General features: G+C 66.6%; 13 protein-coding genes and 1 pseudogene. 4 read left to right on the top strand and 10 right to left on the bottom strand.

The window, feature by feature from the left end:
* Positions 1-216 precede the first annotated feature (216 nt).
* The 7 genes from fdxA to ACEU5R_RS18060 all read right to left on the bottom strand — a co-directional run bounded on the left by fdxA (position 217) and on the right by ACEU5R_RS18060 (position 6,746).
* Positions 217-546, bottom strand: coding sequence for a ferredoxin (fdxA, locus tag ACEU5R_RS18090; RefSeq protein ID WP_103274531.1), 330 nt, complete (start codon positions 544-546; stop codon positions 217-219).
* On the bottom strand, positions 546-1,319 hold the full coding sequence (locus ACEU5R_RS18085; RefSeq protein WP_103274530.1) for an enoyl-CoA hydratase-related protein: 774 nt from the start codon (positions 1,317-1,319) through the stop codon (positions 546-548). The genes fdxA and ACEU5R_RS18085 overlap by 1 nt, the downstream gene beginning before the upstream one ends.
* Positions 1,316-2,506, bottom strand: coding sequence for a CaiB/BaiF CoA-transferase family protein (locus ACEU5R_RS18080; protein WP_233772446.1), 1,191 nt, complete (start codon positions 2,504-2,506; stop codon positions 1,316-1,318). Before ACEU5R_RS18080 ends, ACEU5R_RS18085 begins: the two co-directional genes overlap by 4 nt.
* Positions 2,503-3,888, bottom strand: coding sequence for an FAD-dependent oxidoreductase (locus tag ACEU5R_RS18075; RefSeq protein WP_392411105.1), 1,386 nt, complete (start codon positions 3,886-3,888; stop codon positions 2,503-2,505). The genes ACEU5R_RS18080 and ACEU5R_RS18075 overlap by 4 nt, the downstream gene beginning before the upstream one ends.
* A gap of 168 nt (positions 3,889-4,056) precedes the next feature.
* The gene (locus ACEU5R_RS18070; RefSeq protein ID WP_103274528.1) at positions 4,057-4,896 is read right to left on the bottom strand and encodes an ABC transporter permease; all 840 of its coding nucleotides are present in this window, start codon (positions 4,894-4,896) and stop codon (positions 4,057-4,059) included.
* Entirely contained in the window at positions 4,896-5,714 is an 819-nt protein-coding gene (locus tag ACEU5R_RS18065; protein ID WP_103274527.1) for an ABC transporter ATP-binding protein, read from the bottom strand. Before ACEU5R_RS18065 ends, ACEU5R_RS18070 begins: the two co-directional genes overlap by 1 nt.
* A gap of 3 nt (positions 5,715-5,717) precedes the next feature.
* A complete protein-coding gene (locus ACEU5R_RS18060) occupies positions 5,718-6,746 on the bottom strand; it encodes an ABC transporter substrate-binding protein (RefSeq protein ID WP_392411104.1) in 1,029 nt (342 codons plus the stop codon).
* Between the two features lie 313 nt (positions 6,747-7,059).
* On the opposite strand from ACEU5R_RS18060, the gene ACEU5R_RS18055 reads away from it, so the two are divergent.
* Entirely contained in the window at positions 7,060-8,187 is a 1,128-nt protein-coding gene (locus ACEU5R_RS18055) for a porin (RefSeq protein WP_392411103.1), read from the top strand.
* Positions 8,188-8,456: 269 nt separating this feature from the next.
* Positions 8,457-10,271: a flavin monoamine oxidase family protein gene (locus tag ACEU5R_RS18050; RefSeq protein ID WP_392411102.1), complete on the top strand. Its 1,815-nt coding sequence runs from the start codon at positions 8,457-8,459 to the stop codon at positions 10,269-10,271.
* 165 nt (positions 10,272-10,436) lie between these two features.
* Here the strand turns inward: ACEU5R_RS18050 and ACEU5R_RS18045 are convergent, their stop codons facing one another.
* Positions 10,437-11,369, bottom strand: a complete 933-nt coding sequence (locus ACEU5R_RS18045; protein ID WP_103274524.1) for a YicC/YloC family endoribonuclease — start codon at positions 11,367-11,369, stop codon at positions 10,437-10,439.
* 201 nt (positions 11,370-11,570) lie between these two features.
* On the opposite strand from ACEU5R_RS18045, the gene rph reads away from it, so the two are divergent.
* Complete coding sequence (rph, locus tag ACEU5R_RS18040) at positions 11,571-12,308, top strand: ribonuclease PH (RefSeq protein WP_103274523.1); 738 nt, start codon at positions 11,571-11,573, stop codon at positions 12,306-12,308.
* 85 nt (positions 12,309-12,393) lie between these two features.
* Here the strand turns inward: rph and ACEU5R_RS18035 are convergent, their stop codons facing one another.
* Complete coding sequence (locus ACEU5R_RS18035) at positions 12,394-13,770, bottom strand: MmgE/PrpD family protein (RefSeq protein WP_392411106.1); 1,377 nt, start codon at positions 13,768-13,770, stop codon at positions 12,394-12,396.
* Positions 13,767-14,927 carry an acyl-CoA dehydrogenase family protein gene (locus tag ACEU5R_RS18030; protein ID WP_392411100.1) on the bottom strand — a complete coding sequence of 387 codons (1,161 nt, stop codon included), beginning with the start codon at positions 14,925-14,927 and terminating at the stop codon, positions 13,767-13,769. The genes ACEU5R_RS18035 and ACEU5R_RS18030 overlap by 4 nt, the downstream gene beginning before the upstream one ends.
* Positions 14,928-15,149: 222 nt before the next feature.
* On the opposite strand from ACEU5R_RS18030, the pseudogene ACEU5R_RS18025 reads away from it, so the two are divergent.
* Positions 15,150-16,589, top strand: a pseudogene (locus ACEU5R_RS18025) (methyl-accepting chemotaxis protein); the annotation flags it as partial.
* Positions 16,590-16,679 lie beyond the last annotated feature (90 nt).

Here is a 16,679-nt window from a genome sequence, read left to right as displayed (position 1 = left end):
CGGGGTGGAGGCGTCATCGAGGGACGGCGCGGCCCGCCCCCCCCCCCCCCAACGGGCGACTTCGACAAAGTACTTCAGGACGCTGGCGTGCATGGAGAGTCTTCTGGTTGCAATCCCGGGATTCTGCCCGCGATCCCGGGCGCGCCGGCACTAGCATTGGCCCTAGTGTGCCGTCCCGCGGATACGCCCGCACGAAACTACGGGACGACACACTAGCTACCCGCGCGCCGGATAGGCCGCGACCATGGGATGGTCGCAGGCCGAGGGCTGCACGCCGTCCGCGCCGCCGGGCGAACCCAGGCCGCTTACGTCCGGTCCGAAGAACTCCCGGTTGACCGCCGCGAACACGGCTTCGTGAGGCGGCAGCTCCTGGGCGTCGTGGATCGCTTCGGTCGGACAGACGGACACGCAGATGCCGCAGCTGATGCACTCGTCCGGATGGATGTACAGCGTGCGCCCGCCCTCGTAGATGCAGTCGACGGGGCAGCATTTGACGCAGGCGCGGTCCTTGACGTCGATGCAGCCGGAAGCGATCACGTAGGTCATTATCTTCCCCGCCATTGTGGTTTGCGCTTCTGCTGGAACGCGAGCACGCCTTCGTGCGCGTCCTCGGATTGCAGGGCCGCGACCAGCGCCGGCAGGCGCAGCGCCTGGGCGTCGGCGGGCGACAGGGTGCCGGTCTTGCGCACCACCTGCTTGATGGCCTGCTGCGACAGCGGGGCGCAGGCCAGCAGGGCGTCGACCCATCGTTGCACCGCCTCGTCCAGGCCGGCGCGCGGGACCACTTCGTTGATCAGGCCGAGTTCGGCGGCCTCGCGCGCCGGGATTCGGCGACCGGTCAGCAGCATCGCCATCGCCTTGCGGTAGGGAATCTGCCGCTGCAGCAGCGTCATGCCGCCGTCCAGCGGCATGCGGCCCACCAGCGCCTCCGGCAGGCCGAAACTGGCTTCCTCGCAGGCCACCACGATGTCGCAGCCCAGCACCATCTCGAAGCCGCCGCCCAGCGCGAAACCGTTGACCCGGGCCACGACCGGCACGTTCAGGGTCTCGCGCAACGCGATGCCGCCGAAGCCGCCAGGGCGCGCCGCGCCCCAGTATTCCAGCCCGGTGGTGGTGGGGTTCTTCAGGTCCGCGCCCACGCAGAAGGCGCGCTCGCCTTCGCCGGTGAGCACGACCACGCGGACGTCGTCGCGGCCCTCGATCTCGGTCCAGATGCGTTGCAGCGCGGCCTCGGTGGCGAGGTCGACGGCGTTGAGCACGTCGGGCCGCGCCAGCGTCACCGTGGCGACATGGTTCTCGATTCGCAGATGCACGCTCATGGCGCCTCCTTGGCGGGGGTGTCCGGACCTTGCGCCAGCTCGCGCAGCACGTCCTCGTTATGCTGCCCGAGCCTGGGCGGCGCGCGGCGCAGGCTGACCCGCGCGCTGGACATCGTGATCGGGCTGTTGATGAAGCGCACGCGCTGGCCCTCGCCGTCGCCCTCGATCAGCATCTGGTTGTGCAGCGTCTGCGGGTCGACCAGCGCTTCGCGCAGATCCCGCACCGGCGAGCAGAGGATGTCGACCGCCTCCAGCCGCGCCAGCCAGTGCTCGCGGGTATTGCCGGCGTAGCGCTCGCGGAAGATGGCCTGCAGCGCCGCCTTGTTCTTGAACTGCTGCGTCAGGTCGCAATAGCGCGGATCGGCGGACAGGTCGTCGATTTCCAGCGCCGCGCAGATGTCGCGCAGCGGATTGGGCTTGAAGGCGCCCACCATCACCAGCGGCCCCGTGCGGGTGTCGTACACGCCGCACAGGGGCATGGCCGCCCAGTTGACCTCGGAATCGGCCATCAGGATCATGGCGGCTTCCTGCATCTGCATGGCCAGCATGGAGTTGTACAGGGACACGCTGATCTTCTGGCCCTGGCCGGTACGCGCGCGGTGCAGCAACGCCAGCAGGATGCCTTGCACCATGTGCATGCCGGCCGAATAGTCCGCCAGCGCCGTCGGGTAGACCGAGACAGGCACCGATGCGTCCGAGCGCCGCGCCATCACGCCGGATATCGCCTGGGCCAGCACGTCCTGGCCGCCCTTGAATGCGTAGGGGCCGGTTTCGCCATAGCCGGTGCCGACCGCGTAGATGACGCGCGGGTTGAGCGCCTTGCAATCGTCGTAGCCCAGGCCCATGCGCTCCATGACGCCGGCGCGGAAGTTGTTGACGACGACGTCGGCGCCGGCGATCAGCGCCTTCACCTGGGCCATGTGCGTCGGATCGCGCAGATCCAGCGCCACGCTGCGCTTGTTCCGGTTCAGGCTGCAGAAGATCGGGTTGTCGGCGCCGGCCACGGGTTCGAAGGTGGAGCGGCTGAGATCGCCCGCGCCCTTGCGCTCGATCTTGATGACGTCGGCGCCGTAGTCGCCCAGCGTCTGCGTGCAGACCGGCCCCATCATCACCTGGGTGAAATCGATCACGCGCACGCCGCTCAGCGGCAGGTCTTGTTGCATATCGCGGTTCTCCATGATGCTCATGCGGTTTCGGCCTGGCGTACGTAGGCGGCCAGGGCCGGGACGTCGGCGTTAGGGCCGGTCTGGTCGCCGGGATCGGCGCCCTGGGCGCGCAGCGTTTTCTGCAAGGCGCGCACATCGACATTGCGCGCGGTAACGCCCGCGCTCAGCGCCAGCGCGGCGGCGGTGCCGGCGGCTTCGCCCATCGCCATGCACGGCGGGATCTCGCGGGATATCTTCTGCGCCTGCGAGGTCGCCGAATAGTGCCGGCCGGCCACCAGCAGGTTGTCGATGCGCCTGGGCAGCAGGGCGCGGAACGGGTAGTAGTAGTCACGGCCGCGCGCGATGCTGTCGTCGAAGCGCACGCGCTGCACCACGTCTTCCTTGGTCATCACATACTCGCCTTCCAGCAGGCGGGTCTGGCGCACGCCGGTCTGCGGGGCCACGTCGACGACGAAGCAATGCTCGAAGCCGGGCAGCTTGCCGCGCACGAAGTCGACCAGCGCGTGGATGTGCTGGCGGCCCACGATTTCCGCGCGCGTCAGGTCTTCGACCTTGAGCCCGTCGATGCCGGCCATGTGCGGGCAGTTGCACCAGACCACGCCGGGCAGGGGCGTCTTCATCCACCAGATGCCCCACGAGCCGCCCAGCACGCGCTTGATCTGGCGATCAAGCTCGGCATAGGCCTCGGGCTCCTCGCGCTCGTAACGCTCGGCCGCCTCGGTGTCCACGCCACCCAGGCGGAACACGGTGGTGGTGATGTAGCTGTCGCTGATGTGCGGCGCGCCGGCAGAAGCGGCGACGTCCAGGTCGCCGGTGGCGTCGATCACCATGTCCGCCAGGATCGCCTCGCTGCCGTTCTTGGTTTCGCAGATGACGCCCTTGATCCGGTCGCCGTCGACCAGGGCCTGCGAGAACCAGGAATGCAGGCGTAGCTGCACGCCGGCCTGTTGCACCATTTCCAGCGCCACGCGCTTGTAGGCGTCCGGGTCGAAGGCGGCGGCGAAGCAGATGGGGTGGGGCGTCTTCTGACTATGGAAATCAAAGGTGCCCCAGCGGCCCCAGCGCCGGTACGCAGCGGGATCCTCGCCCCATTCGTCCGAGCGGGGGAAACGCGCCAGCCCCATCGCCGCCATGCGCTCGATCATGTCCAGGCAGTTGCCGCGCACCGAGATCTCGCGCAGATGGCTGTCCCACATGTCGTCCAGCACCAGCACCATGCCGCCGGAAGCCAGGCCGCCCAGATGGTTGTAGCGCTCCAGCAGAATGGTCCGGGCGCCGTTGCGCGCCGCCGCCAGGGCCGCGGACAGTCCGGCGGGTCCGCCGCCCACCACCACTACGTCCGCCTGCGCCGCGACCCGTGCGTCGCGGGCGGGCCGTTCAAGCCAATCGCCGATCTTTGTCATGTCTATCCTCCAGGCTGTGTTCCGAAAAAGTGTGCCGATCACTGGGCCTTCGCGCGCCATCGATGCGTGCGCTTGGGCTGCGGCGATCCCCGCCGGCCAGGGATGCCAGCGTTTCGGGGACCGCGTCCAGCGGGTTTGGGGGTGTCGGGCCGTGCCGCTACATGCCGCTCAATGCGACTGCTCGGGCTTCCATTTGATGAGCCAGCGCTCCACCAGGGTGATGATCAGGAAGAAGCTGCCGGACAAGGCCGCGCACAGGACGATCGCGGCATACAGCAAGGCCGAATCGAAGGCGTAGGTGGCCTGGATGATCATGGCGCCCACGCCTGCCGTGGCCCCGATCCATTCGCCGACCACCGCGCCGATCACCGACATGGAGGCGGCGATGCGCAGCGCCGAGAAGAGATAGGGCAGCGAGTTGTACAGCCGCAGCTTGAAGAAGATCTCGCGCTTGCTGGCCGACAGCACGCGCATCAGCTCCAGCGACTGGGGATTGACGTCTTCCAGCCCGCGAACCATGTTCACCAGCGTGGGGAAGAAGCACACCATGGCGGCGATCGTGATCTTGGGCTCGATGCCGTTGCCCATGATCAGCACCAGGATCGGCGCCTTGGCGACGATCGGGATCGAATTGATCATGCCGGCGACCGGATAGAAAATCTCCCGCAACGTCTTGCTGTGCACGAACACCGTCGCCAGCAGCGCCGCCAGCAGATTGCCGAGCAGGAATCCCCCGGCGGCCTCGAGCGCGGTCGGCATGAGGTTCTGCAGCAGGATGTCGCGCTTGTCGTACAGCGTTTGCAGCACCAGGCCCGGCGTGGGCGCGATGAAGGGCTTGACGTCGAAGATCGCCACCACCGCCCACCAGGCGGCCACGATGCCGAGGATGCCCAGCGCCGGCAGCGAGCGCGAACGCCAGAGGCTGCGGCGACGGCTGGCCCGGTAGGCGTCCGCCTCGGCGTCGACGCCGGGCTTGGCCAGATTCAGCTTCATTTCGGACGCGCTCATCAGCAGGTCTCCAGAACGCGCCGCAGATGCGCGGACAGTTGAACGAATTCCGCCGTGTCGCGGGTGGCCAGGGTGCGTTGCTCCGGCAGCATCACCGGCACGATCTCCTTGACCCGGCCGGGATTGGCGGCAAGCAGCAGCACGCGCTGGCCCAGGAAGGCCGCTTCGTGGATGCTGTGCGTGACGAACAGGATCGTCAGCCCCATCTCGCGCCAGACGCGGCGCAGTTCCTCGTTGAGGCGGTCGCGCGTGATCTCATCGAGCGCGCCGAACGGTTCGTCCATCAGCAGCACGCGCGGATCGCTCACCAGCGCGCGGGCAATCGCCACGCGCTGACGCATGCCGCCGGACATTTCATGGGGGTACGCGTCCTCGCGGCCCTTCAGGCCGACCAGTTCCAGCAGTTCGCGCGGCGTCGCCTTGCCGGCGCGCGAGCGGCCATTGGCAACCTCCAGCGGCAGCTCGACGTTCTGCAGCGCGGTGCGCCAGGGCAGCAGGGCCGCGTCCTGGAACACGAAGCCGATGTCGCGCCGGGCGCGCGCGGCGGACGGGGCGTCGTTGAGCACCTTGATCTCGCCGCGGCTGGGCTGCACCAGGTCGGCCACCACGCGCAGGAACGTGGATTTGCCACAGCCGGAGGGACCAAGCAGGGTCAGGAACTCGCCCGCCGGGACATCCAGGCTCAGGCCCTCGATCGCGGTCGTGCTGCGCCGGTCGCTGAAGAACCGGACATTGATGTCGCGGCAGCTGATCGACAGGTCCGGGCGCGCGCCGGCGGCGCCCGTCCTGGCGGATGGGGATTGAATCGCTTGTTGCATCGTTTACCCCGCCAGTCGCGCGGATTGGGTGGCCTGCAGGATGTCGAGCGTCATGATGTCCTCGACCTTGGGCGTGCGGGCGCGGAACTGCCCGAGCTGGGCATAGGCGGAGATCTGCTCCTGCCATACCGCCGGATCCATGCTGCCCCAGCCCTTGGCCTTGGTCTCGTCGTTGAAGACGTACTCCATGAATACGTCGATCGCGACGCGCTCGTCGGCCTGGTTCAGGCTGGGAAATTCCTTGACCAGCAGTTCCACCGCCTGGTCGCGATTGCGGTTGGCGTGGTGCCAGCCGCTGGCGGTCGCGCGCAGGAAGCGTTGCAACAGGTCGGGATGATCGCGCAACGTGTCCGTGTGCGCGTAATAGGGCAGGGCATACAGGCGCACGCCGGAGTCCCACAGGCTCATATCGACGCGCTCGGCGCCCAGCGCCTTGAGCGCCGAGACGTTGGTCTGCCAGCCGGCCACGGCGTCCACGCGGCCGCTGAGCAGGGGCATCATGTCCGAGCCGATCGGCACGATGCTGACCTGGTTCTCGGGGATCTGGTGCCGGGCCAGCATGGCCTTGAGCAGCACCATGCCGGTTGCGTGTATGCCGATGCGCTTGCCGATCATGTCCTGAGGCTTGCGGATCGGGTTCTTGCCCAGCGAAAAGAAGGCGTAGGGATGGCGCTGCACGCCGACGGCGAAGCACTTGATCGGGAGTCCCTCGGACACCGCCAGCATGACCGATGGGCTGGACGAGACCTGTCCGGTCTGCCCACGGCCCGAGGCCACGATGGCCACGCCATCGATATTGGGCCCGCCGGGCTCGATCTTGAGATCGATGCCTTCCCGTTCATAGAAGCCCAGCCGCTTGGCCACCACTTCGCCCACTTGCCCGCCGCCGGGAACCCAGCCCAGCTGCATGCTGATCGCCGAGCGCTGGGCGGCGGCCGCACGTACCGATAGCAGGGCGCCCAGTCCTCCCATCACGAGCGAGGCCTGCATCAGGCGCCGCCGCTTGGGATCGTTCAAATCCAGATCTTTCATTGCCCTTGTCTCCTTGGTTTTATGTGCCCGCCGCAGGCCTTGCGCGGGTGCCGGCTGTGCCGGTCGATGCGTTGTGAAATGCATTCTGGCCTTCGGGCAGTGCGCTGACAAGAACCGTTTTTCGAGCAATGCCGATGCCAAAATTAGAGCGCTCCGCAGCGGTCCGGCGCGTGTCGCGCGGCATGCGCCAGATCGCCGGGTGCGCGAAATATTCGAGTGGCCGTGGCAAAAATCTATGCTTCCTGCGGTGACTTTCCTGAGCCGACAATCCACGCAAATCTCGCCAACAAGAGATGCCAGGAGGAGACCCCACATGTTTTTCGCAGTCATGAAACGTAGCGTCATCGCGGCCGCGGCCGCGTCGCTGGCATGCGCCTCGGCGCATGCTGAGAACTCCAATGTCACGCTGTACGGCCTGCTGTCCACCGGCGTCGCCTACACCAACAACCAGGGCGGCAATTCCAGCGTGAAGGCGGTCAACGGCCCCATGCAGACGCCGCGCTGGGGACTGCGCGGCGTGGAAGACCTGGGCGACGGGCTGTCGACGGTCTTCGTGATGGAAAGCGGTTTCTCCATGACAAACGGCACCGCGTCGCAGAATGGCCGGATGTTCGGACGCCAGGTCTATGTCGGCCTGCAGTCGAACGACTACGGCACCATCACGCTGGGACGCCAGTACGACCTGGCCAATGCCGTACTGTGGCCCTATGAGTCCGCCACGCAATTCGCGGCCTATGGCACGCATATCGGCGACAGCGACAACGTGTTCAATACCTTCCGCGTCAACAACACGGTGATCTACAAAAGCCCCGTGTACGACGGGTTGCAGGTCTCGGGCATGTACAGCCTGGGCGGCCAGACGCAGTCGCAGTCGAACAATGCCTACGCGCTGGGCCTGAATTACCAGCGCGGAGGGCTGTCGCTGGGCACGATGTATGAAGTGGTGAACACGCCCAACAGTCCCACCAACCAGGATGGGGCGGTGGTGGCGGACTATGGCTTCAGCTCGCCCTTCGTCAAGAGCCCCGGCGGCGCGGGCGTGGACCGTCAGCGGATCTTCGGCGCGGGCGGCGCGTACAAGTTCGGCGCGCTGGGCGTATCGCTGCTCTATACGCATGTGCGCTTCGACTACCTGGACCGGACCCGGCTGGGGCTGAACAACGCCGAAGTGTCGACCACCTACAACCTGTCGCCGCGCCTGCTGCTCGGGCTTGCCTATATTTACACCTGGGGCGCGTACACGCCGTCGGACACCCGTCCGAAATGGCATCAGATCAATATTGGCGCGGACTATTTCCTGAGCAAGCGGACGGACCTGTATGTGACGGGCATCTATCAGCGCGCGGCCGGCGACGCGCAGTTCGCGCAGATCTATACGCTGTTGCCCTCATCGGGCAGGAGTCAGGTCTCGACGGTGGTGGGCATGCGGCACAGGTTCTGAGCTCGCCGGTTTCCGGTCCGGGGGGCATGCTTGATAGCAGGCAATTTCCTTGCCGGACCGGATTTGGCCTGGTTAATCATATTGATGTGCGTGAATATAATATTTGATGCGCCTAGATATTATGATTCTAACGGCGGTTATGTTTTATTATCAGAATAATCAATAATCATTTTAGATTCATTTTCCTGGTGTGTGGACCTAGCATAGGATCAGGTCGCTGGTGATATGCCGGCGTCTGTTCTGCCATTATCAACCTCAAGGAAAATGCAATGTCTTCCATACCCGCGCGCACCCTCAGAACCCCTCGGGCAAGGAGCACGGATGTCACCGCGCTCATCCCGGATTTTCCCTTTGAATATGGAAAGTTCCTGGACCGATCCGGCAGGAACGCACTGTGCACTGTTGCCAATGCCCATTATGGCAAGCAGGTCCTGGTCGTGGGCGCCGGAGTATCCGGAATGGTGTGCGCCTACGAACTGATGCGCATGGGCCTGCATCCCGTGGTGCTGGAGGCATCCGACCGCATTGGCGGTCGCCTGTATTCAAAGAAACTGGGAAACCCGGGCGATGGGGTTATCTGCGAACTGGGAGGCATGCGATTTCCCGTATCGGCCAAGGCGCTCTTTCATTATTTTGAAAAGGTGGGCGTGAAAGCCAATATGGGGGATTTTCCAAACCCCGGGACGGAAGCCGCGATCAGCACCGTTGTCGACTACCTGGGCGAGCCACCCCTCTATTACGAGGCCACGGGCAACGATTTTCCGAAGCCTCCCGAGTACGCCCAGATAGAAGAAGAATTCTTCACGACTTTTCTCGGCGGCGAGCCCTTCCATTTCGCCGAGATGGAAGCGGCCATGACGGAAGGCTCCATCGATCTCGTCAAGATAAAAACGCTCTGGAACAAGATCGTCGACGATAACGGCGCAACCTGGGACGACAAGAGCTTCCTTCGCGCCCTGCAGGAACTGTCCGGCTGGGACGAGGCGCAGATCAATCTGTTCGGCCAGATCGGCTTTGGAACGGGCGGGTGGAACACTGATTTCCCCAACTCGATCCTGGAACTGCTGCGTGTCATCTATGGCGGCCTGGATGCCGATCACCGGCTGGCCTATGACGGGGCCTCCAGCATGCCCGAGCGCTTGTGGTCCATGCCCGCGAGCACGCTGGGCGATGACGTGGCGCACTGGCCCGCGGGTACCAGCGTGGAAACGCTGACCCGGCAGGCGATGCCCGATCCGTTCTGCAAGGAAGTCCGGCATATCGCGCCCAAGCCGGGCGGTGGCTTCACGGTGAAGTTCGTCGACACGCGTACGCAGGAGGCGTTCAGCCGGGAATTCGACTGCGTTGTCTACACGCCCCATGTGCGCGTGCTCGACAAGCTGCGCTATGCCGATGGCGCCGCGAGCGTCGAGCAGATGAATCCGCTGCTGCCCGAGGGAACGTGGGAGGCGGTGATGAATACCCATTACATGCAGTCGACCAAGATCTTCGCGTCGACGACGACGCCGTTCTGGGAGGAACGCGATCCCGTCGACGGCAAGCGGAAAATGAGCGTCACCCTGTCCGACCGGCTGACCCGGGGCACCTACCTGGTGGACTATGGCCCCAGCCTGGGCGCCTATCGCGGCAGCGGAATGTTCCTTTCCTATACATGGAATGACGATGCGCTCAAATTCCAGGGGCATCTTCCCGCCCCGGAAACGCTGTGCACCAATCTGCTGGAATCCATCTATCCAAAGGCCGACATCAGCGGTTTTTACGCAGGCTCGGATACCTTCGCGAAAATGAGTTGGGAAAATGAGCCCCATTATCTTGGCGCGTTCAAGATGAATTTGCCTGGGCAGTATGAATATCAGCGGAGGATATTCTCCCAATTCATGCAGGGCATTGAAGACAATGCGCCGTATGGATTCATCCTGGCGGGCGACGATGTGTCGTGGACGGGAGGGTGGGCCGAAGGGGCCGTGACCACAGCGATCAATGCGGTTCACAAGGCCGCCGTCCTGTTTGGCGGCGGCAGCCAGACTGGCAATCCCGGCCCGATTGATGCTTGGGATACGCTCAAGCCCATAGTGCGGTCTTGATCCGCCGTTTGCATTGAACCCGAGGCCGCTCACGGCCTCATGGCGATCGCTTGGGATGGTTTTCTTCTGGCCTTGTGCACCGGGGCGTGATGCCTCGGTGCATTTTTTTGCCGTGTGCATGCGTCGCTGCCCGGAGGAGCGGCAGTTCTCGCCAACCGCCGCGCCTTACTCGATGTTCTGCGCCTGTTCCCGCATCTGCTCGATCAGCAGCTTCAGATCCATGGCCGCGCGCGTCACGTCCATGCTGCCGGCCTTGGAGCCCAGCGTATTGGCTTCGCGGTTCATTTCCTGGAACAGGAAATCCAGCCGCTTGCCGGCGCTGCCGGCGTTCTTCTTGCCCGACGCCGGCTTGCCGCCGCCGTCGCCCAGCAGGTGGCGCAGTTCTTCCAGATGCGAGCGCAGTCGCGACAGCTCTTCAGCCACGTCGATGCGCAGCGCGAACAGATTGGCTTCCTGGGCCAGCCGTTCGGACAGCTCGGCGCCCGAGATGTGATTGAAGCCGCCGGGGAAGGCGGTTTCCACGCTCTCGCGCAGCTTGGCGGCCAGCTTCTCGCGATGCTCGGCCAGCAATTGGGGCAGGTGGCTTTCCACGGTCTCGACGATGCGGCCCACGCCGTCGGCGCACTCGCGCATCATCGCGGCCAGGCGCTGGCCTTCGCGCTCGCGGCCTTCTTGCAACTGCGTCAGCGCCTGTTGGGCAGCCTGCAGGCAGGCGGCGCCCCAGACCTGGGGATCGAGCGCGTCGTTGCCGCGCTGGCCAGGCCAGTTGAACAATTCCACCAGGCGGGGCGAGGCGATGTCCGGCAGGATTCGGCGCGCGGCCTGCAGCTGCTCGGACAGCGTTTCGAGCCAGGCCGGGTCGAGCCGGGACATGTCGGCGCTGGCATTGCGCGTGAAGGACACGCGGATCTCGACCTTGCCGCGCGCCAGTTGCGCCGTCAGCAGTTCGCGCAGCGGCGTTTCCACATGGCGCAGCTCGTCGGGCAGGCGGAAATACAGGTCGAGGAAGCGGCTGTTGACGCTGCGCAGTTCGAGCGCCAGCGTGCCTTGCTCCAGGTCTGCCTTGGCGTTGCCGAAGGCGGTCATGCTGCGGATCATGGTGTGTCTATCCTGTTCTTTGCCGGAGGGATGGCGCGTCGCGGCCGCCTGCACAGGGCGTTCGCGGGCGCGCGAGCGCCAATATCGCGGCAGGATACTCCATGCCGCCGCTTTTTGCGGTGTTACCGGGCAGGGCGCCGGGTTTCGTCCGGACGCAAGCCCTTACAATGCCGCCATCTGAATTCTTGCCTTGGAGTCATCGTGACCACAACCCCCGCCATTGCCCGCCCGTCCGGCCGCGCCGTCGACGAATTGCGCCCCTTCAGCCTGGAGCGCGGCTTCACGCGCTATGCGGAAGGCTCCGTGCTGGTCAAGGCCGGCAATACGCATGTGCTGTGCACGGCGAGCGTGCTGGAGAAAGTGCCGCCGTTCCTCAAGGGCAAGGGCGAGGGCTGGGTCACCGCCGAGTACGGTATGTTGCCTCGCGCCACGCACACGCGCGGCGATCGCGAGGCCGCGCGCGGCAAGCAGAGCGGCCGCACCCAGGAAATCCAGCGCCTGATCGGCCGCAGCCTGCGGGCGGTGTTCGACATGCGCGCGCTGGGCGAGCGCACGCTGCACCTGGACTGCGATGTGCTGCAGGCCGATGGCGGCACGCGCTGCGCCAGCATCACCGGCGCCTGGGTGGCGGCGTCCGACGCGATCGCGCTGCTGATGAAGCGCGGCGACCTGGCCGCCAGCCCGATTCGCGACGCGGTGGCGGCGGTGTCCGTGGGGCTGGTGCAGGGCCGCCCGGTGCTGGACCTGGATTACGAGGAAGATTCGGCCTGCGACGCCGACGTCAACGTCATCATGACGGGCGGCGGCGCGTTCGTGGAAGTGCAGGGCACGGGCGAGGGCGCGACCTTCACCCGCGCAGAGCTGGACCGTATGCTGGAGCTGGCCGAGGGCGGCATCGCCGGGCTGGTGCGGGCACAGCGGGCCGCGCTGGCCGGCTGACTCAACCTTTGAGCGGGCTGGCGCGCGATGCGTGGCCAGTCCGCGACAGCCCAGGCCCGTTCCGGGCTGGGCCGTCCCGCCGGCTTCAACCCAGCAGCTGCCCCAGGGTCTGCGCCTTTTCAAGGCTCCACACCGTGTCGATCAGCGTGCGCAGTTCGCCTTCCGTGGCGGCGTCGGCGTAGCGTCCCAGGCGCAGCGTCTTGTCTTCGATCTCGGCGCGGGACAGCGTGTTGCCGGGATCGCCCTTGGGTTCGTCCACGCGGCTGCGCAACTGGCGCCCGTCGCGGGTATGGACCGTGACCTTGCCGATCCAGCGCTGCGGGTAGGCGGCGTCCACTTCGGGATCCAGCTCCATTACGACGCGTTGGCGGAACGCCGCCACCCGTTCATCGTCCAGTCCGGCGTCGAATTCCGCCAGCCCGGCGCGGCCCTGCAGCGCAACCAGCGCCAGCACCGTGCCCATCGAGAACTTGGATTGATGCACGGTGCGCGGATCGGTCACCGGCCCCAGCACGTCGATCGCGCCCTGGTGCACGTGCGTGACCACGCGCTCGATATCGTCCGGGCTCAGTCCATGCTCGCGCAGCGCCTGTTGCAGCGCATCGGCCGCCGGATGCGTGTGGCGGCAGGAGGCGTGGTACTTGAACGAGGTTTCGGCCAACGCCCAGCGCGTGCCCAGCCGGTCGCACAGCTTGGACGGATCGGCGTCGCGCGACATGCCCGCGGCCATGCCCTGGGGGCCTTCCAGGATGTGGCGGGCGCCGGTGAATCCGTCGCGCGCCAGGTAGGCGGCGGTCAGGCCGTCGGCGGCGGCCTTGGCGGTGTGCAGCTGCTTGGAATCGGCGGCGTCGCGCAGGAATTCCCATAACCCGGCCGCCTGGGTGCCGGCCGAGCCCAGCGCGTGCAGCATCTGCCCGGCGTCCAGGTTCAGCAGCCGGCCCACGGTGACGGCGGCGGCGATGGTGCCGGCGGTGCCGGTGGTGTGAAAGATCTTGTAGTGCGAACGGCCGAGAAATTCGCCGACGCGGATGCCGACCTCGTAGCCGGCCACGGCGGCGGTCAGCAGGTCGCGTCCCGAGCGCCCCAGCGCCTGGGCCACGGCCAGCGCTGGCGGGAACACCACGGCGGCGGGGTGGAACACCGAGCCGTTGTGCACGTCATCCTGCTCGACCACGTGCGCGGCGGCGGCATTGACCATGGCCGCGAACAGCGGCGTGGTGCGCCGGCGGGTGATCAGCACCTCGCTGGGGCCGTCGGCCGGGCCCATGGCGGCGGCATAGCGCTCGATCGCCAGCACCGCTGGCGCCGAGGCGCCAGCCAGGATGGAGGCCAGGCAGTCCAGCAGCAGATCCTCGGCGCGCCGCAGCACCGGCGCGGGAATGTCCTCGTAGCGCAGCCCGGCCGCGAAGGCGGCCAGCTCGGCGCTCAGGTGGGGGGTGTGGGAGGCGTTTGTCATCGTCAGAAGGAGCGGGGCAGGCCCAGAATGTGTTCGGCCACGTAGGACAGGATCAGGTTGGTGGAGATCGGCGCCACCTGATACAGACGGGTCTCGCGGAACTTGCGCTCCACATCGTATTCGTTGGCGAAGCCGAAGCCGCCGTGGAACTGCAGGCAGGCGTTGGCTGCTTCCCAGGAGGCGTCGGCGGCCAGCAGCTTGGCCATGTTGGCCTGCGCGCCGCAGGGCTCGTGGGCGTCGAACAGGCGGCAGGCTTCGAAGCGCATCAGGTTGGCGGCCTCGACGTTGACGTAGGCGCGCGCGATGGGAAACTGCACGCCCTGGTTCTGACCGATGGGGCGGCCGAACACGGTGCGCTCCTTGGCGTAGGCCGCGACCTTGTCGATGAACCAGTAGCCGTCGCCGATGCATTCGGCGGCGATCAGCGTGCGCTCGGCGTTCAGGCCGTCCAGGATGTACTTGAAACCCTTGCCTTCCTCGCCGATCAGGTTCTCGACCGGGATTTCCAGGTTGTCGAAGAACAGTTCGTTGGTCTCGTGATTGACCATGTTGGGAATCGGGCGCACCGTCATGCCGTGCTTGATCGCGTGGTGCAGATCCACCAGGAAGATCGACATGCCCTCGGACTTGCGCGTCACCTGATCCAGCGGCGTGGTGCGCGCCAGCAGGATCATCAGGTCGGAGTGCTGCACGCGCGAGATCCAGACCTTCTGGCCGTTGATCACGTAGCGGTCGCCTCGGCGCACGGCGGTGGTCTTGATCTTGGTGGTGTCGGTGCCGGTGGTGGGTTCGGTCACGCCCATCGACTGCAGGCGCAGCTCGCCGGTGGCGATGCGCGGCAGGTATTCGCGCTTCTGCGCCTCGGAGCCGTGGCGCAGCAGCGTGCCCATGTTGTACATCTGGCCGTGGCAGGCGCCGGAATTGCCGCCGCTGCGGTTGATTTCCTCCATGATGACCGAGGCCTCGGTCAGGCCCAGGCCGGAGCCGCCGTATTCCTGGGGGATCAGCGCGGCCAGCCAGCCGGCCTCGGTCAGCGCGCGGACGAATGTCTCGGGATAGCCGCGTTCTTCGTCGATCTTGCGGAAGTACTCGCCGGGGAACTGGGAACACAGGTCGCGCACGGCTTCGCGGATGTCCTGGTAGGCGTGGGTGGCTTGGGGCATGGGGGCTTCTTGGATCGTGATGGATGGAAATTCGGTACAGGATGGACTGTGCCGCAAGGCGCCGGGGCTGCCAATTCACAATTCATTAACACGGCCTTGCTCCGCGCCTAAGCGCGCGATCATGACAAGGGTTTGTCATGCAAGGGGCCGGGTTGTGTCAAGAATTTGCCAAACTGCGTCCGCATAATCATCCGCGATGTGCCCTGGAGGCAGGGCGATAGGATGAATATGCGGAAGAATCTGAGAGTCACCACGGCCTTGTCGGCGATCCTGGCCTTGTTCGTGGTGCTGTTCGCGGCGGCCGCCGCCGCGGGCATCGCGGTGCTGCGCGACAATCGCGCCGATATTGAAGCGCTGGGCAAGGGCAGCATCGAGCGCGCCAGCGACCTGGCCGACATGACCAGCCGGCTGTTCCAGGCGCGCGCGGCGCTGACCGATGCCAAGACGGCGATGGAAGGCGGGCTGGAAGAGGCGCGCAATGCCTCGCTCAAGCAGTCCGAGACCCTGCTCAAGCAGGCCGCCGACAGCCTGGCGCGGCTGCGCGCCAATCCGGACGCCAGCGCGCAGGGTGCGCCGCTGTTCGACCAGATGCTGGCCGCCTATGCGGCCTTCGCCGACCAGACCCTGGCGCCCATGCAGAAGGCGATACAGGGCTGGAACGGCATCGAGGTGAATCGCCTGGTCGACAAGGTGCTGCCGGGCAGCGGCAGCGCCTACGTCAGGCAGGCCGAGGCCTACCAGGCCTATGCCCGCCAGCGCGGCGAGGCGGCGGTGGCCGGCGCCAGCGATACCCTGGCCAGGGTCATCCTGGTGGCGGCGGTGGTGCTGGGGCTGGTGGTGCTGCTGGCCGTGCTGATCCGGCTGGCGTTCCGGCGCGGCATCCTGCGCCCGCTGAACGAGGCCGGCGCGCATTTCGACCGCATCGCCGACGGCGACCTGACCGGCGCGATCGCGCTGCGTGGCGACAACGAGATCGGCGTGCTGTATTCGGCCATGCGCCGCATGCAGACCGGCTTGACCGAGGCGGTGGCCTCGGTGCGCCACGGCGTCGAGGAGATCCATACCGGCTCGGGCGAGATCGCCGCGGGCGGCGCCGACATGTCCGACCGCACCGCGCGCCAGGCAGGCTCCTTGCAGGAAGCCGCCGCCAACATGACGCAACTGGCGCACACCGTGCAGCTGACCGCTGGCAACGCCGACCAGGCCAGCCGCCAGGCGCAGAGCGCCACGCAACTGGCCCAGCGCGGCGGCCAGGCGGTCGACGAAGTGGTGCAGAGCATGCGCGGCATCGCCGACAGCGCGCGGCGCATCGGTGAGATCGTGGGCGTGGTCGACAGCATCGCCTTCCAGACCAATATCCTGGCGCTGAACGCGGCGGTCGAGGCAGCGCGCGCCGGCGAGCAGGGCAAGGGCTTCGCCGTGGTCGCGGGCGAGGTGCGTTCGCTGGCGCAGCGCAGCGCGCAGGCGGCCAAGGAAATCAAGGGCCTGATCGACGATTCGGCGGCGCGGGTCGAGGCCGGCGTGCGTCAGGTGGGCCTGGCCGGCGACACGATGCGCGACATGATGGTGTCGGTGGACCGCGTGACGCAGATCGTGGCCGAGATCTCCAGCGCCACGGCCGAGCAGGCCGCGGGCATCGCCTCGGTCAACCTGGCCGTGGCCGACGTGGAGCGCTCCACGCAGGAGAACGCCGCCATGGTCGAGCAGACGGCGGCGGCGGCTGCCGCGCTGGAAAGTCAGGCGCAGGCCCTG

Source organism: Achromobacter sp. 413638, assembly GCF_043119405.1.
In the GTDB taxonomy this organism is placed as follows: domain Bacteria; phylum Pseudomonadota; class Gammaproteobacteria; order Burkholderiales; family Burkholderiaceae_B; genus Achromobacter.
The sequence above is the reverse complement of the archived record's forward strand: the minus strand, read 5'-3'. Positions and strand labels throughout refer to the sequence as shown.